Raw genomic sequence first — 22,705 nt, forward strand, 5'->3', positions numbered from 1 at the left:
AGACCCAATTTGTTTGGGTGATGGCTCCATTGTATTTGTTTCTCAAATAATGATAATCTCTGATTTATTAAAACACTTTTACAGTATGGTAATAATGGCGCGTTGGGATGGCATAGACGAATTTATAGCAGTGGGTGAAGAGGGCAGTTTTACAGCAGCGGCTAATGTACTGGGGTTGTCGGTTGCTCATATAAGTCGCCATGTAACGGCGCTGGAGCAGCGTTTAAATACCCAGTTACTCACCCGTACCACCCGCAAAGTGGTATTAACCAAAGAAGGCGAAGCCTTTTTACATCAAACTAAGCAATTACAACATGCTATGGACGATGCCACGCAAAGCTTAGCAACGCAGCAAACAACGCCTAAAGGTAAAATTAAATTAACAGCACCAGTTATGTATGGTGAAACTTTTATTATGCCCATTGTGCACAATTTCATGCACGCTCATCCTGAGGTCGAAGTTATTGCTACGCTTTCTAACGAGCAAGAAAATTTACTCGAAGGCGGGTTTGATTTAGCCATTCGGTTAGGGCATTTAAAAGATTCAAGCCACAGAGCACGGCGTTTAAGTGCTAGGCGCTTTATAATGTGTGCCTCCCCAGATTATTTATCCCGAGTAGGTGAGCCTCATACCCTAGGCGAGCTAAACCAACATCAATGTTTAATTGGTAACAGCAGTTACTGGCGAGTAAACGAAAACGGCCGCGATAAACACATTAAAATTGCAGGACGCTTGCGCTGTAATAGTGGTTGGGCATTAGTTGATGGTGCAAAAAAAGGCTTAGGAATAGTGCAGCTGCCAAATTATTACATTGAAAATGAGCTACGAACGGGCGAGCTTGTGCCAGTATTAACTTCTTATCAGCCAGATCAAGAAGGCGTGTGGGGAATTTACCCACCGCGTCAGTTTGTTGCCACTAACGTAAGAGTATTACTTGATTATTTAGTGGCTGGGCTTGAATAAAGCGCGCTTAAAATATAGCCAAGTATAAGATTTATAAATTATTTCTTACATTTATGGTCATATTCAATTCATCTTAGTTCGTGCTACTATAGCCGCACACTTTTAGCATAAATGTTTTAAATAATATGTTTCAACCGGTTAGCTTATTTATAGGGCTCAGATATAGCCGCTCCTCCAAAGGAAATGCGTTTATATCGTTTATCTCGTTTTTTTCTATTGCCGGAATAGCCATAGGGCTAATGGCCTTATTCACTGTAAGCAGTGTAATGAATGGCTTTGAAAACAGTTTAAAAACAAATATGTTAGGGCTCATTCCCCACGTAGAAGTACAAGCCAATAAACACACCAGCGCACAAATGACTGCATTAAAAGCCGACTTAGAGCGCTCAGATTATGTAGATCACGTAAGCCTTTACCGTCACGGCGAAGCCATTTTGCAAACCAATAAAGATTTACACGGCGTATTACTGCAAGGCTTGTATGGCAATAACGGATCGCTATATAAAATTACCGATAAAGTTGTGCAGGGCAATTGGCAAAACGTTTTAAATAATAGCTACAACATAGCTATTAGCCGTTATTTAAGCCGTAAACTTGGCGTTGGTATGGGAGAAAAACTGCGCGTAATTATGCCTAATGCTTCTACTTACACGCCACTTGGGCGCGTACCTAGTCAACGTTTATTTAAAATAGCCGCAATATACGAAACCGGCTCAGAGATAGATATGAGCCTTGCATTTACCAGCGGCGCATCTTTACAGCGGGTATTAAAGCTTAACAAAAATACCGCGCCTAACTTAAGTGTGTCGTTACATGAACCCTTTGAATTAGCGCAATTTACAAAGGACAGCCAGCACATTTTACGCGATTACCAAGTAAGTGACTGGCGCAGTAGCCAAGGTACTTTATTTGCCGCGGTTGCTATGGAAAAACGTATTATGTCTATGTTGTTAGGGCTGATTGTATTAGTGGCTGTATTTAATATTGTTTCGGCACTGACTATGATGGTGAGTGAAAAACAAGGCGAAGTGGCGATATTACAAACCTTAGGTTTAACGCCTTCACAAGTACAAAAAGTGTTTATGGTGCAAGGCTTGTATAACGGGGTTATTGGCACCGCGATAGGGGCACTTTTAGGTGTATTGTTTAGCTTATATATTAATGAACTACTCGCTGCTGTGGGGCTAAACCTACTTGCAGGTGTAGAGCTTCCGGTAAAATTTGATGTGTTAAGCCTCGTTATTATTGCGCTTAGCAGTATTGCAATGAGCTTTTTAGCCACTTTATATCCTGCGCGCAAAGCCGCAAAAGTAAAACCAGCAGAGGTATTGCGTTATGAATGATTTAGTTATTAGCTGTCAAAACTTAAGTAAAGTTTATCAAGATGGCCAAAACCAAGTAGAAGTATTAAAAGGGGTGGACTTATCACTTAACCAAGGTGATATGCTGGCTATAGTGGGCAGCTCAGGCTCAGGAAAAAGTACCTTATTACATATTTTAGGAACCCTAGATACGGCTACATCGGGTAGCGCTAAAATAAAAAATCAAGACGTTGCTAAATTATCGCGAACAGAGCAAGCGGCGTTTAGAAATAAAAACTTGGGCTTTATTTATCAGTTTCACCATTTATTAATGGAATTTAGTGCGGTTGAAAACGTGGCTATGCCGCTGCTAATTAAAGGGCTCAACGCAAAAGAGGCGAAAGAGCAAGCCCTGCAAATGCTAGATAAAGTAGGCTTAGCGCATCGCTGTGAGCATAAGCCTTCGGCACTCTCTGGTGGAGAGCGCCAGCGTGTTGCTATTGCTCGAGCGCTGGTGACTAAACCCGCATTAGTGTTAGCCGACGAACCTACCGGTAACCTTGATAAGCAAAACGCGATTAAAATTTACGATTTAATTAATGAGCTAAATAAAAGATTAAATACTAGTTTTGTGGTGGTTACTCACGACTTAGAGCTTGCAGACAAGCTAGGTAAAATTGCGTATTTAGATGATGGGAAACTTGCCATAAAAGAGTCGCACCATGTTGCTTAGTTTATTTTTAAGTGAACGCTTTAGAGCGTATTCTGGCCATAAAGACGAAAAAAACGCATTTGTAAGCTTTATTGCCAAAGCCTCTACTGTTGGTATTTTATTAGGGGTGGCGGTGTTAATTGTTGCGCTTTCGGTTATTAATGGCTTTGAGCAGCAATTAGTGCATCGTTTATTAAGTGTGGTACCGCAAGTTGAATACGTAGCGCCTAGCCGACCGATTGCTGATTGGCCTAACAAAGTAGAAAAACTTAAAGCAGAGCCTCATGTTACAGGTGCTGCGCCATTTATAGCAGTAAATGGTATGGCGCAATTTAAAAGCCAGCTTAAAGCGGTAGAAATACGCGGCGTTGAACCTAGCTATGAAGGGAATGTATCGGCCATAAATCAATTTACCAAAGGCACACTGGTTAGTCAGCTGCGCACGGATGACGTTATTTTAGGCAAGCAAACTGTAAAGCAATTAGGCGCTAATATAGGCGATAATATTACTTTACTCATTCCTAAAATTAGCGAGCAAGGGAAGTCTCTATTAGCCCCTAAACGCGTAACGTTAACACTTGCGGGCATTATAGAAATGGGTGGGCCAATTGACAGTAGCGCTGCATTTATTCACTTAAATAAAGCACAGTCAGTTTTAGGCTACGACGCCAGCCAAGTGACAGGTTTACGATTGAGCGTAGATGATGTGTTTGCTGCGCATCAAATTGCACTGCGAGTAGGGCAAACTATTAGTGATTATGTGTATGTCTCTAGCTGGTTTAGAACGCAAGGTAGTCTGTATCAAGATATTCAAATGGTGCGCACAATTGTGTACATTGTGGTGTTTTTAATTATAGCGGTAGCTAGTTTTAACATTGTATCGTCGCTTGTAATGGAAGTGCGCGAAAAACAAGGCAATATAGCTATTTTAAAAACCATGGGTGCTAAAGACAGTACTATTTTAGCTACCTTTGTCATGCAAGGTTTAACGCAAGCCTTTGTTGGCGTGTTACTTGGCACACTAGTTGGGGTTATATTAGCGCTTAACATTAGTGAGCTGTTTACATGGGTTAGCCAGTTATTTGCAGCTAATCCGCTTGAAGGTGTTTATTTTATTGAATTTTTACCCAGTAAATTAGTACTCAGTGATATTGGAATAACAGTTATTGTTACCTTTGTTTTAGCTGTACTTGCTACTATTTACCCAGCGTGGCAAGCAACTCGAGTCGACCCTGCCAAGGTACTGGGTAATTAACAACTCTTTATAGTGTAAATATCAATAGGGCAGCGTGCCTTAAGCTGCTAAACTGCGCGCTCATTTAACGTGGGCGCTGTAATTTAGCCTCGCTCTCTACTCAGGAAATTACTTTGACAAATAACGATATTTTACGCCGTGTTCGCTATACCTTTAATTTAACCGATACTGCCATGGTCGGTATTTTTGCCGCCGCAGAGGCTACAGTTACCACTGAGCAAGTCGTTGCATGGTTAACAAAAGAGGGTGAGCAAGGGTTCGTTAAAATGTCAGACACTGAGTTTGCTACGTTTTTAAATGGCTTTATTAATACTAAGCGTGGCAAGCGCGAAGGCCCACAGCCTGTGCCAGAGACTAAATTAAATAATAATATTATTTTTATGAAGCTACGTATTGCTTTAAACATGAAAGCAGAAGATGTAATAGCAACACTTGCAAAAGTTGACTTTGAATTAAGTAAACATGAGCTCAGTGCGTTTTCTCGCAAAGTAGAAAATAAACATTACCGTGTGTGTAACGACCAGGTTTTGCGTTTGTTTTTAACAGGTGTTCAGCAGCAGTATCGCCCTGCAGAGTAAGTAAATTATTTAACGCTAAAAGCTCAGCAATTGCTGAGCTTTTTTGTAGTTAATGTTTGCGGTTAAGAAAAGGCCTTATCAGTAAGAGATTGCTGCATTTGCTCTCGCATTTTAAACTTTTGCAGTTTGCCTGTTACTGTCATTGGGTAACTCTCTACAAAGCGAATATAACGGGGTATTTTAAAATAGGCGAGTTTGTCTTTTAAAAATGCACGTATTGCTTGCTCATCAAGTGCTGCATCTTCTTTTGGCTGGATCCACGCACACACTTCTTCGCCGTACTTCTCATCACTAATACCAAATATAGCGGCATCTTGAATACCTGGGTAAGTGTAAAGAACCTCTTCAATTTCGCGTGGGTAAATGTTTTCGCCACCTCGAATGATCATGTCTTTAATGCGGCCAACAATACTCACAAACCCTTCGCTGTCCATTACCCCTAAATCACCAGAGTGTAACCAGCCTTCATCATCTATAGTGGCTTTTGTTTTTTCTTCGTCATTCCAATAGCAGCGCATTATACCGGCGCCCTTACTGCAGACCTCACCAGGTACACCTATTTTTTGAATGTTACCCAGTTCGTCAATAATTTTAACTTCAGTGTGAGCAAGGGCACGGCCAACGGTTGTTACTTGGCGCTCTATTGATGAGTCGGTTTCGGTTATATTGTTGATTGGGCTGCACTCAGTTTGCCCATACGCAATTAATACCTGATGCATGTTCATTTGTGTTTGTACTTTACGCATGACTTGCTCAGGGCACGTTGAGCCCGCCATTACACCAGTGCGTAAAGTGCTGAGGTTGTAATTGGTAAAATTAGGCAGCTCTAGTTGGCTAATAAACATAGTCGGCACACCATGCAGCGCGGTACAGCCCTCTTGCTGGACAACATCAAGCGTGGTTTTTGCATCAAACGCATCGCTTGGGTATATAGCTGCGGCACCTTTACTTACACATAGCAGGCTGCCAAGCACCATCGCAAAACAATGATACAGAGGCACAGGTATGCATAGTTTATCTTGCGCTGTAAAATGCATAGCCTCTGCAACAAATAGCGCATTATTTAGTATGTTTTTATGGGTGAGTGTAGCGCCTTTAGGGTTGCCCGTGGTGCCAGAGGTAAACTGTATATTTATGTCTTGATCAGCGTTTAAATTTGCTGAAATCGCATTTAATTCAAGCTTGTGGGCAGGGGTGGAAAAATTCATCACATCATCAAACGTAAACATACCAGGGCTTTTTTCATTGCCAATGCGTATTACATTTTTAAGGCTAGGTAGGGCATGTGCATTTAGCTCACCGGGTTCACATTGGGCAAGTTCAGGCGCTAAGCTGTTAAGCATATCTATATAATTGCTGCCTTTAAAATGTGACGCGGTAATTAATGTGCTGCATTCTACCGAGTTCAAAGCATAGGCTAACTCGTTTGGCCTGTAGGCAGGGTTAACGCACACCATAATGGCACCTATTTTGGTGCTCGCAAATTGGGTTAAACACCACTCAATGTTATTGGGTGACCATATTCCTACTCTATCTCCTGGTTTAACGCCTATTGCTAGTAGTCCCATAGCGAGTTGATTAACTTTATTTTGAAATGCTTTATACGTTAAGCGTACATTTTGATGGCTAACAACGACAGCGAGCGAATCAGGCTGTTTGTCGACAATAAAATCAAAGTACTCGCCAATTGTTTTATCCGTTAGCGGCGTGCTTTGCGCACCTTTAAAATAGCTTTTTGTGAGCGGTAATATGTTTATTTGTTCTACTTCTTTTACCGAGCGCGATGGTGTGTGCATGTGCTTCTCCGTATTAATATGTGTCAGTTACTTATATCAATCCGTGCTGATAAGTCAGTATTCATTTACTTAGCCACGAATAGCTGTGTAGCAAAATAAAAAATAGTTAAGCGAATTGTTATAGGCTGTAGTTAAAATAAACACAAATTGTCGACAAAGAAAGGGTGGTTAGACTAATGTACTAAGCATAAAGAAAAGTTAAATGAAACGTTTTACAGAGGGGCAATAAAAACTAACTTTTATAAAGGCATAAAAAAACGCCACTAAATGGCGTTTTTATAGTTTGTTTTAATCGCTTTGTGACTTATAGCTCGTCACTGCGGTAGGTTTTTTTCATAATGTATACATAGGCATTAACAAAAGCGTTTTCTTGGTACTTTTTAAGGCCTGTGTCTTCAAACGCAATAGGTATAGGATTACGTTTAAGCTGCTCTTTAATTTCGGTCATTGAGAACACGCGAACGTCTAACTCTTCAATTAATTGAATCGCTGTTTCCATTTTAAAGCCCTTTGCACTGCCTGCAAATTTACCTTTAGGTTGGCGCTCACGAATGGCAACAGAATCAATTTGGTAATCTTGCATTAGTTTTGCAAAATCAAATTGAAATTTACGCATTATTTCAGTGTCGTTACCGTTACCTAAGGTAAAGCGTGTTTGGCGCACATCGCGAATATCAAATACGTCGTTATCTTTACTTAAAATACAAAGTAGTACATCACTACCGGTAATTTCTACACCACATGTTCTCATTGCTGTTCTCTAATATAACTTAATTGCTTGGTATTATACCCAACATCTAATAAATTGCGAGAGCAAGGCGGTGCAGGTGCATTTTAATAATCAGTAAACTCAAGTTGTCACATGCTTAATTTAAATTAGCGAACGAAAAACAAAAAAATGACAATTTTAGGTAAAATTTCAAGTAATGAGCGCGCTTTAAACTTGTAATTGATACTCTATCACGCGACAATATCTTTTTTGTAGTTGAGCAGACTCAGCATCTACATTAGTCATTTATGGCGAAAAATAGTCAATGCTTATTCGTAAAAGCGTTGTCGAGTCATTCTCATTTAATTTATTTAAAAATACACGTGATACATTGTAGGTGTCACCACTGTATGTAAGGATTTATAATGCCAGTTATTACTCTTCCTGACGGCAGTCAGCGTAGTTTTGAAAACCCTGTAAGTACTCTTGATGTAGCTAACGACATTGGCCCTGGTCTTGCTAAAGCAACCATTGCTGGTCGTGTTAATGGCGAGCGTGTTGATGCGTGCGATATGATCAACGAAGATTCGCGCCTTGAAATCATCACCGCAAAAGATGACGACGGCCTAGAGATTATTCGTCACTCGTGTGCTCACTTAATCGGTCACGCAGTTAAGCAGCTTTTCCCAGACGCTAAAATGGCTATTGGTCCAACTATTGATAACGGTTTTTACTACGATATTGATATGGAACACTCTTTGTCTCAAGAAGACTTAGACGCCATTGAAAAGCGTATGTTGCAACTTGCAAAAACAAACTACGACGTAGTGAAAAAAAATGTAAGCTGGCAAGAAGCACGCGATACGTTTGAAGCGCGTGGCGAAACATACAAAATGGAAATTTTGGACGAAAACATCTCAAAAGATGATCGCCCAGGACTATACCACCACGAAGAATACGTAGACATGTGTCGTGGTCCGCACGTACCAAACATGAAATTCTGCCAAAACTTCAAAATAATGAAAGTAGCTGGAGCTTACTGGCGTGGCGACTCTGAAAACAAAATGCTACAGCGTATTTACGGCACAGCGTGGGGCGATAAAAAGCAACTTAAAGCGTACCTTAAACGTTTAGAAGAGGCTGAAAAACGCGATCACCGCCGTATTGGTAAAGCGCTTGATTTATGGCACTGGCAAGAAGAAGCGCCGGGTATGGTATTTTGGCACAACGATGGTTGGAGCATTTACCGCGAGCTTGAAGAATTTGTTCGCGAAAAACTGCGTGAGTACAGCTACGAAGAAGTTAAAGGTCCAATGATGATGGACCGCTCTTTGTGGGAAAAATCAGGTCACTGGGAAAAATACTCAGACGCCATGTTTACCACAGAGTCTGAAAAACGTGAATACGCTATAAAACCAATGAACTGCCCAGGTCACGTGCAAATTTTTAACCAGGGTTTAAAATCGTACCGTGATTTACCACTGCGTATGGCTGAGTTTGGTTGTTGTCACCGTAACGAACCATCAGGCGCTTTACACGGCTTAATGCGTGTACGTGGCTTTACACAAGATGATGCTCACGTGTTCTGTACAGAAGAGCAAGTAATGGACGAAGTTTCAGCGTGTATTAAGATGGTTTATGATACATATGAGACATTCGGTTTTGACAAAATTGTAGTTAAGCTTTCTACGCGTCCTGAAAAACGCATCGGCGACGATGAAATTTGGGACAAAGCAGAGGTTGCATTAGCCGATGCACTTAAAGCAAACGACATTGAATTTGATTACCTACCAGGTGAAGGTGCCTTTTACGGACCTAAAATTGAATTTACTTTGTACGATTGTTTAGACAGAGCGTGGCAATGTGGTACAGTGCAACTCGACTTTGCATTACCGGGTCGTTTAGGCGCTACTTATGTAGCAGAAAACAACGAACGACGCACTCCAGTTATGATACACCGTGCTATTTTAGGCTCAATTGAGCGCTTTATCGGTATTTTAACTGAAGAATACGCTGGTTTATTCCCTACGTGGCTTGCTCCAAAGCAAGTGGTAATTATGAACATTACCGATAAACAAGCAGATTACGTGCACGAAATTGTACAAAAATTAAATAAACTTGGAATTAGAGCCGCAGCTGACTTGAGAAATGAGAAGATTGGCTTTAAAATCCGAGAACATACACTTAAGCGTATTCCTTACTTACTCGTTGTTGGCGATAAAGAAGTTGAACAACAGGAAGTAGCAGTACGTACCCGCACAGGTGAAGACCTAGGCAAATTTAATGTTGATGATTTTGTAGCTAAAATTAGCGAAGAAATTAAAAATCGACAGTAAAAATCGAGCGTGTAGGGCAATCACAAACAGCCAACTACACGCTTATATTATTGATATTCTTGGAGGAACGTACCATTAGAGGCGGCAAGAAAGGGCAACAAACAGCTCAAAAAAATCGTATTAACGAAGAAATTACAGCTCAAGAAGTTCGTTTAATCGACATCGAAGGCGAACAAGCTGGAATTCAGTCATTAAAAGACGCACAAGCTATGGCTGATGCAGCGGGTGTTGATCTTGTAGAGATTAGCCCAAACGCTGAGCCGCCTGTTTGTAAGGTTATGGACTACGGTAAGTTCATCTTTGAAAAAAGCAAAGAACTAAAAGAGCAGAAGAAGAAGCAAAAGCAAATCCAGATTAAAGAAATCAAATTCCGTCCTGGCACGGATGAAGGTGACTATCAGGTTAAGCTGCGCAACTTACGTAAGTTCTTAGAAGCTGGCGATAAAGCTAAGATTACTATCCGCTTCCGTGGCCGCGAAATGGCTCACCAAGAAATTGGTATCGAATTATTAAACCGTGTTAAGGCTGATTTAGAAGAACTTGCAGTAGTTGAGTCTTTCCCAAATCGTGTTGAAGGCCGCCAAATGGTTATGATGATGGCGCCTGTTGCTAAAAAATAATTTTTAAGCGATAATGCGCACCGAATTTAGCTCAGGTACCCAAGTAATATGCAAATATTCACCTGTGCTAACCGGTTTTAAAGTAAAATTGCGGCATTTTTGCTGGGTTTTCACCGGAATATGGCAGTAAGTTAGGCCTAAAAGTGGAGCTATAGAAATATATCTCACGCCTGCTTACTAATTTTTAAGCAATACATTTGGAGTTATTGCAATGGCTTATAAGCTAAAAAGTCACAGAGGCGCTGCTAAGCGTTTCAAGAAAACTGCTTCTGGCGGTTTCAAGCGTAAACAAGCGCATCTTCGTCACATTCTGACTAAGAAAACTTCTAAGCGTAAGTTACACCTACGTCCTAAGATGATGGTTCATAAAAATGACCATGGTCTAGTTTCACGTATGTTACCATTCGCTTAATAGGGGTTTTTAGAAATGGCAAGAGTTAAACGCGGCGTTGTCGCACGTGCACGTCACAAAAAAGTTTTAAAGCAAGCTAAAGGTTACTACGGAGCACGTTCACGTGTTTACCGCGTAGCTTTCCAGGCAGTTACTAAAGCGGGTCAATACGCTTACCGTGACCGTCGTGCTAAGAAACGTACTTTCCGTCAATTATGGATTGCACGTATCAATGCAGCTTCACGTCAAAATGGTCTGTCTTACAGCCGTTTTATCAATGGTCTTAAAAAGACTTCTGTAGAAATCGATCGTAAGATCCTTGCAGATATCGCTGTTTACGACCAAGTTGCATTTGCAGCGCTTGTTGAAAAAGCAAAAGAAGGCCTAGCGGCAGCTTAAGCTTTTTTAAATAAGTAATAAAGAGGAGCCCTAGGCTCCTTTTTTTGTGCCTGTAATTTAAGATTCACCGAACAATATCCTCCCGCTATAATACGTTATTATTTTGTGGGGCTAAATGTGTCGCTATCTGCGTTAAAAAACTCTCGTTTAGAACTACTAAATAGCGAAGTTTTTACTACTATCAACACGTTTTCTATTCTCAAATAGATCACTTAATTAAGCGGATTGGTATAAACAACGAATTTTTTAGCAAGCTATTGACACTTTTCCCCAGCCTTAAAATTAACTACTTTAATAATCACTTTATTAAGTGCATGGGTATAAACGGGCTTTCTTTTTTGTTGAATCACCGCACTTTTATAATATCGCTATGTTTACTTGGTATAATTTATTTTATTAAAGCGTTTGTTAGAGAAAACTATGTTTGCAAGCCTGTTATTTTTATCTGCAATTGTGGCAGATAACAGTCATTTACCGCCTCTTATTCCTTGGCAAGGTGATAGCGTTTCGTTATTACAGCAGCAAGGCCCGTTAACCACTGATTTTGAGTTATCTCAGGGCAAAGCCTCGCCAAACTATGCCGACACAATGGCGTTTGTAGATAGGCTTGTAGCGGCAAATCCCACGCAGTTTCAGTCTCAAATAATAGGCTACAGTAATAGTAATCGCGCTATTAAAATGTTGGTTGCCAGTGAGCAAGGTTTTTTTGAAGCTGGGCAAATGGCCAACAGCACTAAGCCAACCGTTTTTATCCAAGCCGGTATTCATGCAGGTGAGATAGATGGTAAAGACGCTATGTTTATGTTGCTGCGCGATATTGCAACAGGTAAGCGCCGTGATATTTTAAAAAAGGTAAACATACTTTTTATTCCTATTTTAAACGTAGATGGGCATGAACGCAGCAGCGCATTTAATCGCATAAATCAGCGCGGCCCTGAAAAAATGGGCTTTAGAACCAATGCAAATAATCTAAACCTTAATCGCGATTTCACTAAATTAGATACACCAGAGGTGAGAAGTGTTTTAAAGGTTATTAATGATTACAACCCAAACTTATACATTGATGTGCATGTTACCGATGGCGCCGATTATCAGTACGATGTGACCTATGGTTATAACCCTGTATTTGCAAGCGAATCGCCTGCTATATCTGATGCATTAGATCAGTATATAAAGCCGGTTATTGACGAAACATTACAAAAGCAAGGGCATATACCTGGGCCATTGGTATTTGTTATGGATAAACGCGACTTTAAAAAAGGCCTTGCAGGTTGGGTGGCTACACCGCGTTTTTCAAACGGGTGGGGCGATTTAAAATCATTACCAACAATTTTAGTCGAAAACCATTCTTTAAAACCTTATCAACAACGCGTATTAGGCACCTATGTATTTTTAGATGGGGCAATAAACGCGCTTTCTCAGTACAGTCATGAGCTTTCGAACGCCGTTAAAAAAGAGCAAGAATTTGTACCTGAGAAACTAATTGTTAAACGAGGTTATGCTAAACAAGCACACACAATCAGTGAGTTTAAAGGGGTAGAATACACATCAAGTGTAAGTGCGCTTTCGGGGCAAACTGAGGTTAAATATTTAGGTAAAGCCTATACCTACACTGACTTACCGATTTATTGGCAAAAAGAGGTTGAACGAGTTGTTGATGTGCCTGAAGCGTTTTTTGTTCCGCCTGTATATAGCGATATAATAGAAAAGCTTAAGTTACATGGGGTGTCAGTAAACAAACTTAAAGGCGCGAATACGCAACCTTTAAAGCTTGCCAAAGTACTTGATTACTCGTTTGATAAAGCCCCATTTGAAGGGCGCTTTAGAGTCTCTGCAAGTTTTGATTATATACCAGCAATAAATGTAGATTTAGACGGATGGTATCAAGTAAATACGCAGCAAAAAGCAGGGGAGTTAGCGGTTCATTTATTACACCCTGAGGCTCCTGATTCATTTTTTGCGTGGGGTGAGTTTAATACAATTTTTCAACGAACAGAGTACATGGAAAACTACGCGTTAATCCCTTACGCAAGGAAAATGCTTAAAGACAACCCAAAACTTGCTCTCGAGTTTGATAAAAAACTTCAAGATAAAGCATTTGCGCAAGATGCCAATGCACGTTTGCACTGGTTATATTCACATACACCGTTTTATGACGAAGCGTATTTGAAATACCCAATTTTAATGTCGTATGAGCAAGTAGCCGTTATTCCCGATCAAAAAGATAAAGAAATTTAATATGCACGTTATTACGATACCCGTGACTGCTTTTTCTCAAAATTGCAGAATTATTAGCTGCACAGAAACAAAGCAAGCTGTGGTGATAGACCCAGGTGGTGACACACAAAAAATTATAGCCACGCTTAGTGAGCACAAATTAGTACTGAGCGCTATTTGGCTTACACACGGGCATTTAGACCACGTAGGTGCGGCCGATGAATTACGCTCACACTACAATGTGCAAATTATTGGCCCGCAAAAAGATGAGTCATTTTGGTTTGATAACCTGCCTATGCAAGCACAAATGTTTGGCTTTTCAGCTATTGATGCTTTTTACCCTGACATTTGGCTTAATCATAATGATGTATTAACGCTTGGCAAACTTAGCTTTAGTGTTAAGCATTGCCCCGGGCACACACCGGGTCATATTGTGTTTTATGAGCCTGAACAGCAATGCGTTATTGTTGGTGATGTTATTTTTAAAGGTGCTGTAGGGCGTACAGATTTCCCTAAAGGCAATACAGAGCAGCTCATTGAGTCTATTAAAAGCCATATTTTAACACTTGATGACAACACGCGTATTTTAGCTGGCCATGGTGAAGATACCACTGTAGGCCACGAAAAACGCACTAATCCATTTGTAAGTGGCCAATTTGGTTAATTAAAATCTATGAAAATGCAAAATTATTGCAGACGGAATTTTAAATTGGCTGTATAATTTAACCAGTTTATTAGATAAATAAGAAATAAAATGTCTCTAAATCACGTAGATCGCCAAATTTTGGCACTTTTACAACAGGACGCAAGTCTTTCAACTGCTGAAATTGCAGACAAAGTAGGCTTATCTCAATCACCTTGTTGGCGACGCATTGCAAAGCTTGAACAAGATGGCTATATCAAAAGTAAAGTTGCGCTTTTAGATGAGAAAAAGCTTGGTTTTGACATGCTTGTATACGCACATGTGCGCTTATCAAATCATGGCAAGAAAAACTTAGCTGAATTTGAAAAGCTAATTATGAGCTATGACGAAGTGACAGAATGTTACACAATGGCCGGCACCATGGACTTTATGCTGCGTATAATCTCACAAGGTATAGAAGGCTATGAGCACTTTGTACGTGACAATTTACTCAGTTTAGAATACGTTCAAGAGGTACACTCTAACGTAACCATGACATGTGTAAAACGCAGTACATCTCTTCCTCTATAAAATAAACGACACAAAGTTAAGCTATACTAAGAAAGCTAATAACGGTGTGTGCGAATTGTTAAATGAGCGCTAATTTGGTAACATTTAGCGCTTTTTCGATCCTAACCTAATAACCCCCTGAGGAACTCAATGTTTAACTTACTCAGCAAAGCGCCTAGCTCTGCTAAAAACGATATTTTATCTGGCTTAACTGTAGCACTTGCTTTAGTTCCAGAAGCTGTTGCGTTTGCTTTTGTAGCAAATGTCGAACCTTTAGTTGGTCTCTATGCCGCGTTTATCGTTGGTTTAATTACGGCTATTTTTGGTGGCCGCCCTGGTATGATTTCGGGCGCAACCGGTGCATTAGCTGTTGTAATGGTAAGTTTGGTACTTGATCATGGTGTTGAGTATTTATTTGCCACGGTGTTGCTGATGGGGATACTGCAAATACTCGCGGGGATATTTAAGCTCGGTAAGTTTATTCGCATGGTCCCTCACCCAGTTATGCTCGGCTTTGTAAATGGATTAGCGATAGTAATATTTTTAGCGCAGCTTGGGCAGTTTAAAGTGCCAGATGGCGCAGGTGGCCAGCAATGGATGACAGGCAACCCGCTTTACATCATGTTAGGTTTAGTTGCATTAACCATGGCTATCATTCACTTTTTACCTAAGCTCACCACTGCAGTGCCTTCTTCTTTAGTGGCTATTGTAACGGTAACCGCTTTAGTAATAGGCCTTGATTTAGACTCGCGCACTGTACTTGACTTCCTAAAAGGGATGACAGGTAATGAAGCGGCTACCATTGCTGGCGGCTTACCTGAATTTCACATTCCTATGGTCCCATTTACCCTGGAAACTTTTTATATAATTTTTCCGTATGCATTAATTTTAGCGGCTATTGGTTTAATTGAGTCGTTATTAACGCTTAGCTTAATTGATGAAATTACCGAAACCCGTGGTCACTCAAATAAAGAGTGTATTGGCCAAGGTGCTGCTAATGTAACCTGTGGCTTTTTTGGCGCAATGGGTGGCTGTGCCATGATTGGGCAATCAATGATCAACATTAATTCGGGCGGGCGCTCGCGCTTGTCGGGTATAAGTGCTGCACTAATGCTGCTTGCATTTATTATATTTGCTTCAAGTTTAATTGAAATGATCCCACTGGCTGCGCTTGTAGGTGTTATGTTTATGGTTGTACTTGGTACGTTTGAATGGGCAAGCTTTAAAATGATGAAGCGTGTACCACTGTCTGATGCCTTTGTAATTGTATTGGTATCTGGCGTAACCGTAGTAACCGATTTAGCGATTGCAGTGTGTGTTGGTGTTATTGTTTCTGCCTTGGTATTTGCTTGGAATCATGCAAAACATATCTACACAACTAATTACATTGATGAGCAAGGTGCTAAAGTTTACGAGCTTCACGGCCCGTTATTTTTTGGCTCAGTTAAAAACTTTTCTGAGTTATTCGATGTTAAAAACGACCCTAAAGATGTAATTATTGAATTTGAACACAGCCGTGTTGCGGATCACAGTGCCATAGAAGCCATCGACAGCTTAGCTGATAAGTACACTAAAGCAGGTAAACAGCTTCACTTACGTCATTTAAGTAAAGACTGTAAGCAGCTGTTACACAAAGCGCGTGACTTAGTTGAGGTAAACGTAATTGAAGACCCAACTTATAAAGTAGCCTCTGATAAACTTGCTTAGTTTATAAGGTGGCTTTGCCCATACGAGCTGATTGAATCGGCATTTTAAAAGCGAAAGGTTAAAGCCTTTCGCTTTTTTATTGGCTTAACTTTGCGGTAAGGCTCTTAAAAATTAAGACAGTTGGTACTGCTAACACTTTGTAATAATCGATATAATAACCAAACCAGTGGTTAAATTAGCTAACGTAATTTTAACTTATTGGCTAACTTATACGGAGTTGTATTTTATTTTGAATTGGCAATCTTTAGTTGATAACAGGCAACGCTTTTTTTGGCTATTGCAAATTGCAGGCTGGATTGGTTATGCGCTTGTAAATTATATCGGCTCTAAAGTATTTGAAATGCGTGATATTTACGTGTTCGTTATATTATTAAATGCCTATGCGGGCTGTTTAATGACAGTCCCACTTCGTTATATTTATAGAAAAACCTGGAATGCATCGCCTTGGATATTAATGGTGGTTGTATTTGGTGCCTCGTACATTACAGGTACATTGTGGGCAATTGTACAAAAATTTAATTTATGGGAAATATACCGCCATGGTTATCGCCCAGAAGATTGGTTTTACTATTTACAGCATGGCTTAGACTCTGTTTACATAATTTTATGTTGGAGTGGCTTATACTTTGGCATAAAGTATTACCAGCTATTACAAAGTGAGCGACAAAAAGCGCTTAAAGCAACTACAATGGCCCATGAAGCGCAATTAAAAATGCTCAGATATCAACTTAACCCGCATTTTTTATTTAATACGCTTAATGCTATTTCTACATTAGTTTTGGTAAAAGAAAACAAAGATGCTAACTTAATGGTGGCAAGGTTAAGCGACTTTTTGCGTTATACACTAAATACCGATCCCATTAAAAAAGTGCCTTTAGAGCAAGAGCTACACGCATTAATGCTGTATTTAGAAATAGAGCGGGTTAGATTTGATGAGCGCTTAAAAGTAAATGTAGATGTAAGCGAGCAAGCAAAAGAGGCACTTGTGCCAAGCTTAATTTTGCAACCGATAATTGAGAACGCAATTAAATACGCCATTGCGCATATGTCACAAGGCGGTGTGATAGACATAAAAGCACAGGTTTTTGCCAACGAACTACTACTTGAAGTAGGTGATAATGGCCCCGGTACCGAGCTAATAGACGGACAACTTGTAAATGCACAAGGGGTAGGGGTGGCAAATACCAAAGACAGATTAAAAACGCTCTATGAAAATAATTATTCGTTTGTATTATCACATAATACGCCAAGTGGATTGAAAGTTAATCTGCGAGTACCGTTTGAGAAGGCTGTGAAGAAATGACTAAAATTAAAACCATCATTGTTGATGATGAACCATTAGCAAGAAAGGGCTTAGCAGTAAGACTTGAAGAATATACTGATATAGAAGTAATTAAACTGTGTAGTTCAGGCTCTGATGCAATAGAAGCATGTAAAGAGCACCCAATAGACTTAGTTTTTTTAGATATACAAATGCCAGGAATGAATGGCTTTGAAGTTGCCCGTGCCTTAAGCGAAAGCACTAAAGCGTTACCCGCGATTGTGTTTGTTACTGCGTTTGATCAATTTGCAGTAAAGGCATTTGAAATACATGCTTTGGATTACATTTTAAAACCCGTTGACGATAACAGACTAAAACAGGCGGTAGAAAAAGTGCATAGTTACTTAAAAACACAGCAAGACAACGCCCATAAGAAAAAACTAGCGAGTTTTGTTGCCGGTATTACAGGTAATAACTGTGAAGAAATACTTAAAAAATTAGCCACAGGCGATACCCTAACCGACAAACGTTACCCAGAATCACTGGCGGTAAAAGAGCAGGGTGAAATTATTCGTGTCCCGGTTGCGACAATTCAGTGGGTTGATGCCGCCGGCGATTATATGTGTTTACATTGCCAAGATGGGCAAACACATATTTTGCGCAAAACAATGAAAGAGCTTGAGCAAGAGCTCGACCCACATTTGTTTGTGCGCGTTCACCGCAGTGCAATTGTAAATACAAAACAAATAAGCAAGCTGGTTACACAAGTCAGCGGTGAGTATTTATTAGTGCTTGAAAACGGACAAGAGCTTAAAGTAAGCCGAAGCTACCGCGATAAAGTAAAAGCAGCGCTAGCCAGCTAGTTTGATATTTTACAGGCACAAAAAATGCGAGCTTAGCTCGCATTTTTTATATAAGGCAGAAATTACGCAACAGTTACAATTTTCATTGTGTTCGTTGCGCCCACAGTTTCCATTGAGTCACCGTGAGTAATAATTACTGTATCGCCAGAGTGTAATGAACCTTGTGCTACAAGGGTATCAAGTGCGGCTTTAACCATTCCGTCTTTTTCAGTTTTTGTAGAATCAAAAAACACAGGGTAAACACCACGATAAAGCGCTGTTTGGCCTAGCGTGCTTGCATGGCGTGAAAGCGAGTAAATAGGTAAACCAGAGCTGATACGCGACATAAGTTTAGCGGTGCTACCTGACTCAGTTAAGGTAACAATAGCTTTAACCGAATCTAAGTGGTTAGCAGCGTACATAGCTGAAAGCGCGATAGATTCTGCATTGTTAGAAAAACGGCTGTCTAAACGGTGCTTAGATACATGGGTTTCTTTTTGCGATTCTGCACCTAAACAAACACGTGCCATTGTAGCGACCGTTTCTTCAGGGTAATCACCGGCAGCGGTTTCTGCTGAAAGCATAACTGCATCAGTACCATCAAGTACCGCATTTGCCACATCCATAACTTCTGCGCGTGTTGGCATAGGGTTATCGATCATCGATTCCATCATTTGTGTTGCGGTTACAACAGTACGGTTTAATGAACGAGCGCGACGAATAATGAGTTTTTGTTTACCCATAAGCGCAGCATCACCAATTTCAACACCTAAATCGCCACGAGCAACCATTACAGCATCTGATGCTAAAACAATGTCATCAACGGCTTCTTGTGTTTCTACGGCTTCTGCACGTTCAATTTTTGCAAGTAGTTGTGCTTTAGAGCCTGCAGCTTCTGCTAAAGAGCGTACATAACGCATATCATCGCCACTGCGCGGGAATGATACTGCAATGTAATCAACATCTATTTCAGCGGCAGTGATTAAATCTTCTTTGTCTTTTTCTGTAAACGCAGGGGCTGTTAAACCACCGCCTAAACGGTTAATGCCTTTATTATTTGATAATACACCACCTACCGTAACCGAGCAGTGCACTAAGTGACCTTCTACTTGCTCAACGGTTAGTTGAATAAGGCCATCGTTTAATAGTAATAAATCGCCAGGGCTTACATCTTGTGGTAGTTCTTTGTAATCAATACCTACCGCGTTTACGTCGCCTTCACCTTTTTCCATTTTTGCATCTAGGGTGAATTTAGCGCCTACTTCAAGGTTTACTTTACCTTCTTTAAACGTTGAAACACGAATTTTAGGACCTTGAAGGTCTGCAAGGATAGCAACATGTTTACCTAATTTTGTGGCTATCTCGCGTACAGCTTGTGCACGGTCTTTATGATCTTGTGCAACACCATGTGAGAAGTTTAAACGTACTACATTAGCGCCAGCGCGAATAATTTTTTCTAGATTGTTATCTCGATCTGTTGCAGGCCCAAGTGTAGCGACTATTTTTGTGCGTCTTAGCATCAAATTCTCCTGTGTGCTTAGATGTGTAAGCAGGTTGACGGTTATTTTGTGACTTCAAAATACTTATAACTTATGTATAAACATTTTTAGTTATAGGCAAACTAGTTAGTATTGCCACTATTTTATACAAAACGAATATGTCATCATTATGACACCGGTGTCAAAATCCGTCAATGATCTTAAATTCAAAATACGCAGAGTATTTGTAACCGCACAGCCCTTATATTTGATACAATTGCAGTGCTTTTTAATAGCGTAATAAAAAAGCATGCTGTATTAGCTCAACGTTCGCATTTTATGACGGTATGAGTATAATGCACGCGGTATTATTTAATGAATTACTTAGTTTACTAACCAAATAGTTGTTACCGAGGAGGACACTAAATGCAAGTTGCATTAGTCGGGTTAGGCGTTATGGGCAAAAATATTGCCTTAAACATGATTGAAAAAGGCATAACGTTAGTCGCATATGATAAAAACCCACATGCGGGTGAAGAGTTATTAAGTTGTGCTAAATCGCAAGGCATGGCCGATAGACTTCATATTGTTTCTGATTTAGGAGACATGGTAAGGCGTTTAGAAGCACCTCGCTCTATTTTATTATTAGTGCCTGCAGGCGAACTGGTTGATGCTGTGTGTAATGAGCTTGTTGAAGCTGGCGTACAGTGTAACGATATGATTGTAGATTGTGGTAACAGTAACTACAAAGACGGCATTAATCGTAAACTTAAGTATCAAAACAAATTTGAATTTGCCACCATGGGCATTTCTGGCGGTGCCGAAGGCGCTCGTCATGGTCCTGCAATGATGGCAAGTGGCTCAGAAGGCGGTTGGGAGCGAATCGAACCGTGGTTTGAAAAAGTAGCCGCTAGCTACAATGGCGAGTCGTGTTTTGCACGCGTTGGTCAATCGGCCAGTGGCCATTTTGTAAAAATGGTTCACAACGGCATTGAATACGCAATTATGCAGCTTATTGCTGAAGTGTATCAACTACTTCGTATTGGCACAGGTCGCTCACCAAAAGAAGTGGCTGAAATTTTTGATGACTGGTCTACCGGTCACTTAAATAGCTACTTACTTGCTATTTCTAGCCATATTTTATCTCTTGAAAACACCAAGCAAGAGCCGCTTGTTGATTTAATTGATAATAAAGTAGGCGCAAAAGGCACAGGCCTGTGGACTGCGCAAAATGCACTTGAACTGGGTATTGCTGTTCCTTCACTGGTTGCCGCGGTGCAAGCTCGCCACTTAACCAATGTATGTGACACCACCGCAGCACAAGAAATGACATATGCTGCTAAAGCTACAAACAAGGTTGATATTGACCTTGAAGAGCTAAAAGATGCATTTACATTGGCGAGTTTATTAGCGTATCGCCAAGGTTTAGCGTTAATTAAAGGGGCTTCTCGTACCCATCAGTGGAAAGTAGACTTGTCTAAAACACTGCAAACATGGCGTGCCGGTTGTATTATTCGTGCTGACTACCTAGATAGCGTAGCGCAAGGCGTTGAATACATTGATACGCTTGAAAATGAATCTAATGCGCTTCGCAAAGTAACTGGGCAAGCTGTAATGACTGGCTTAGCGTTCCCTGTACTTGCATCAACACAAACGTATTTAGCCACATTAACCACACCAAGTAATGGGCATTTAGTACAAGCTCAGCGCGATTACTTTGGTGAGCATGGTATTAAAACTCACTCAGGTGAAGTGTGCCACTTAACTGACTTAGTGGGTATAGACGCGAAAGTAAGATAATTAACGCGTTTATAAAATAATAAAGGCACGCTATTTAGCGTGCCTTTTTCGTTTTGGTCACTAAAATTAGCGGCTTAATTCACCGCGTAAATTGTCTTGCATTAAATGGCGAATCGTTTCAATTTCTAGGTTTTGGCTAAACAAATAATGCAGCTTTGTTAAACACGCCTCTAGTGTCATATCGTAGCCACTTATTACACCAATATTTAATAACGCGTTACCCGTAGCATAGCCGCCCATATTTACATGGCCTTTTAAACACTGCGTTAAATTAACAATAACCATGCCGCGTTTACTTGCCTCACTTAGCACGTCTAAAAAGTCGGGGTCTTGTGGGGCATTACCTACGCCAAAGCTAAGCAATACCAGTGCTTTTATATTGTCATTCACCAAACTTTTAACCACGTCTTTACTAATGCCTGGGTATAAATAAAGTACACCAATTGGCTGAGGTGTAATGGTGGTTACCTGTAGTTCGTTTTCTACATAAGGGCTTAGCTGACCTTTAATTAGCTGAATATTAATTCCAGATAACGCTAAAGGCTCTAGGTTAGGAGATGCAAAAGCATTAAAACCATCGGCATGTGCTTTCGTGGCTCGGTTACCTCTAAATAATTGGTTATTAAAAAATAAGCTCACTTCAGCAATAGGGTAATTAGCCGCTAAAAACATGGCGTTTAATAAGTTAACTTGGCCGTCAGAGCGTAATTGCGATAAAGGAATTTGTGAGCCAGTAACAATAACGGGTTTAGTTAAGTTTTCGAACATGAACGACAGGGCAGAGGCTGTGTAAGCCATTGTATCGGTGCCATGAAGTACCACAAAACCATCGTAATCGTGGTATTTGCTTTTAATGTCATCAGCTATTAGTTGCCAATGCGCTGGCGACATATCTGATGAATCGATTAAAGGGCAGTACTCGTGAATATCAAAAAGGGGCATTTCTTCACGGTTAAATTCTGCGTTATTGACCACTGTTTCTGTTAAAAAACCTTCAGCCGGAATGTAGCCACGGCTCGATTTTTTCATACCTATGGTACCGCCAGTGTATGCGATATAAATGCGTTTACGTTTCATAAAAAAAGCCCAGTAAAAAAACTGGGCTTAGTATAACGTTAAGTTGTTTTAAATACAGCTGCTTGAGTAA

At 40.4% G+C, this 22,705-nt stretch carries 20 protein-coding genes; 16 read left to right on the forward strand and 4 right to left on the reverse strand.

Translation table 11 applies throughout. The features are described from left to right. Nucleotides 1-94: 94 nt before the first annotated feature. From PSH54_RS08320 to PSH54_RS08340, 5 genes are all read left to right on the forward strand, one after another. Nucleotides 95-964: a LysR family transcriptional regulator gene (locus PSH54_RS08320; RefSeq protein ID WP_029774426.1), complete on the forward strand. Its 870-nt coding sequence runs from the start codon at nucleotides 95-97 to the stop codon at nucleotides 962-964. A gap of 125 nt (nucleotides 965-1,089) precedes the next feature. Further along, nucleotides 1,090-2,307, forward strand: a complete 1,218-nt coding sequence (locus tag PSH54_RS08325; RefSeq protein WP_248461411.1) for a lipoprotein-releasing ABC transporter permease subunit — start codon at nucleotides 1,090-1,092, stop codon at nucleotides 2,305-2,307. Beyond that, nucleotides 2,300-2,998: a lipoprotein-releasing ABC transporter ATP-binding protein LolD gene (gene lolD / locus PSH54_RS08330; RefSeq protein ID WP_273605924.1), complete on the forward strand. Its 699-nt coding sequence runs from the start codon at nucleotides 2,300-2,302 to the stop codon at nucleotides 2,996-2,998. Before PSH54_RS08325 ends, lolD begins: the two co-directional genes overlap by 8 nt. After that, on the forward strand, nucleotides 2,988-4,232 hold the full coding sequence (locus PSH54_RS08335) for a lipoprotein-releasing ABC transporter permease subunit (RefSeq protein ID WP_273605925.1): 1,245 nt from the start codon (nucleotides 2,988-2,990) through the stop codon (nucleotides 4,230-4,232). Before lolD ends, PSH54_RS08335 begins: the two co-directional genes overlap by 11 nt. 113 nt (nucleotides 4,233-4,345) lie before the next feature. After that, entirely contained in the window at nucleotides 4,346-4,810 is a 465-nt protein-coding gene (locus PSH54_RS08340) for a DUF1456 family protein (RefSeq protein ID WP_273605926.1), read from the forward strand. 62 nt (nucleotides 4,811-4,872) lie between these two features. Here the strand turns inward: PSH54_RS08340 and PSH54_RS08345 are convergent, their stop codons facing one another. Continuing rightward, on the reverse strand, nucleotides 4,873-6,606 hold the full coding sequence (locus tag PSH54_RS08345) for an AMP-binding protein (protein WP_273605927.1): 1,734 nt from the start codon (nucleotides 6,604-6,606) through the stop codon (nucleotides 4,873-4,875). A gap of 304 nt (nucleotides 6,607-6,910) precedes the next feature. After that, the gene (locus PSH54_RS08350; RefSeq protein ID WP_273605928.1) at nucleotides 6,911-7,357 is read right to left on the reverse strand and encodes a DUF3010 family protein; all 447 of its coding nucleotides are present in this window, start codon (nucleotides 7,355-7,357) and stop codon (nucleotides 6,911-6,913) included. Nucleotides 7,358-7,740: 383 nt separating this feature from the next. Here PSH54_RS08350 and thrS point away from each other — a divergent pair, with 383 nt between their 5' ends. The 10 genes from thrS to PSH54_RS08400 all read left to right on the forward strand — a co-directional run bounded on the left by thrS (nucleotide 7,741) and on the right by PSH54_RS08400 (nucleotide 18,301). Then, nucleotides 7,741-9,651 carry a threonine--tRNA ligase gene (gene thrS / locus PSH54_RS08355; protein WP_273605929.1) on the forward strand — a complete coding sequence of 637 codons (1,911 nt, stop codon included), beginning with the start codon at nucleotides 7,741-7,743 and terminating at the stop codon, nucleotides 9,649-9,651. A gap of 59 nt (nucleotides 9,652-9,710) precedes the next feature. After that, the gene (gene infC / locus PSH54_RS08360; RefSeq protein ID WP_024034072.1) at nucleotides 9,711-10,271 is read left to right on the forward strand and encodes a translation initiation factor IF-3; all 561 of its coding nucleotides are present in this window, start codon (nucleotides 9,711-9,713) and stop codon (nucleotides 10,269-10,271) included. Between the two features lie 211 nt (nucleotides 10,272-10,482). Beyond that, nucleotides 10,483-10,683 (forward strand): 50S ribosomal protein L35, encoded by a 201-nt coding sequence (gene rpmI, locus PSH54_RS08365; protein WP_004587840.1) that lies wholly within the window; start codon nucleotides 10,483-10,485, stop codon nucleotides 10,681-10,683. 15 nt (nucleotides 10,684-10,698) lie between these two features. Then, nucleotides 10,699-11,061, forward strand: coding sequence for a 50S ribosomal protein L20 (rplT, locus tag PSH54_RS08370; protein WP_004587841.1), 363 nt, complete (start codon nucleotides 10,699-10,701; stop codon nucleotides 11,059-11,061). A gap of 420 nt (nucleotides 11,062-11,481) precedes the next feature. Continuing rightward, the gene (locus PSH54_RS08375) at nucleotides 11,482-13,299 is read left to right on the forward strand and encodes a M14 family metallopeptidase (protein WP_273605930.1); all 1,818 of its coding nucleotides are present in this window, start codon (nucleotides 11,482-11,484) and stop codon (nucleotides 13,297-13,299) included. 1 nt (nucleotide 13,300) lies between these two features. After that, on the forward strand, nucleotides 13,301-13,942 hold the full coding sequence (locus tag PSH54_RS08380; RefSeq protein ID WP_273605931.1) for an MBL fold metallo-hydrolase: 642 nt from the start codon (nucleotides 13,301-13,303) through the stop codon (nucleotides 13,940-13,942). 90 nt (nucleotides 13,943-14,032) lie between these two features. Next, the gene (locus tag PSH54_RS08385; RefSeq protein WP_002960703.1) at nucleotides 14,033-14,491 is read left to right on the forward strand and encodes an Lrp/AsnC family transcriptional regulator; all 459 of its coding nucleotides are present in this window, start codon (nucleotides 14,033-14,035) and stop codon (nucleotides 14,489-14,491) included. 129 nt (nucleotides 14,492-14,620) lie between these two features. Then, the gene (locus tag PSH54_RS08390) at nucleotides 14,621-16,177 is read left to right on the forward strand and encodes a SulP family inorganic anion transporter (RefSeq protein ID WP_004587844.1); all 1,557 of its coding nucleotides are present in this window, start codon (nucleotides 14,621-14,623) and stop codon (nucleotides 16,175-16,177) included. 229 nt (nucleotides 16,178-16,406) lie between these two features. Then, nucleotides 16,407-17,480, forward strand: coding sequence for a sensor histidine kinase (locus PSH54_RS08395; protein WP_024034075.1), 1,074 nt, complete (start codon nucleotides 16,407-16,409; stop codon nucleotides 17,478-17,480). Then, nucleotides 17,477-18,301, forward strand: a complete 825-nt coding sequence (locus tag PSH54_RS08400) for a LytR/AlgR family response regulator transcription factor (RefSeq protein WP_024034076.1) — start codon at nucleotides 17,477-17,479, stop codon at nucleotides 18,299-18,301. Before PSH54_RS08395 ends, PSH54_RS08400 begins: the two co-directional genes overlap by 4 nt. Nucleotides 18,302-18,363: 62 nt before the next feature. Here PSH54_RS08400 and pyk read toward each other — a convergent pair whose 3' ends face one another. Further along, complete coding sequence (pyk, locus tag PSH54_RS08405) at nucleotides 18,364-19,800, reverse strand: pyruvate kinase (RefSeq protein WP_004587847.1); 1,437 nt, start codon at nucleotides 19,798-19,800, stop codon at nucleotides 18,364-18,366. A gap of 384 nt (nucleotides 19,801-20,184) precedes the next feature. Between pyk and gndA the strand changes: the two genes are divergently transcribed. Then, on the forward strand, nucleotides 20,185-21,558 hold the full coding sequence (gene gndA / locus PSH54_RS08410; RefSeq protein WP_024034078.1) for an NADP-dependent phosphogluconate dehydrogenase: 1,374 nt from the start codon (nucleotides 20,185-20,187) through the stop codon (nucleotides 21,556-21,558). A 66-nt stretch (nucleotides 21,559-21,624) separates the two neighbouring features. On the opposite strand, the gene ansA is transcribed toward gndA, so the two are convergent. Further along, entirely contained in the window at nucleotides 21,625-22,635 is a 1,011-nt protein-coding gene (ansA, locus tag PSH54_RS08415; protein WP_024034079.1) for an asparaginase, read from the reverse strand. Nucleotides 22,636-22,705: the final 70 nt, after the last annotated feature.

Origin of the sequence: Pseudoalteromonas sp. Angola-30 (assembly GCF_028599215.1) — a bacterium.
In the GTDB taxonomy this organism is placed as follows: domain Bacteria; phylum Pseudomonadota; class Gammaproteobacteria; order Enterobacterales; family Alteromonadaceae; genus Pseudoalteromonas; species Pseudoalteromonas atlantica.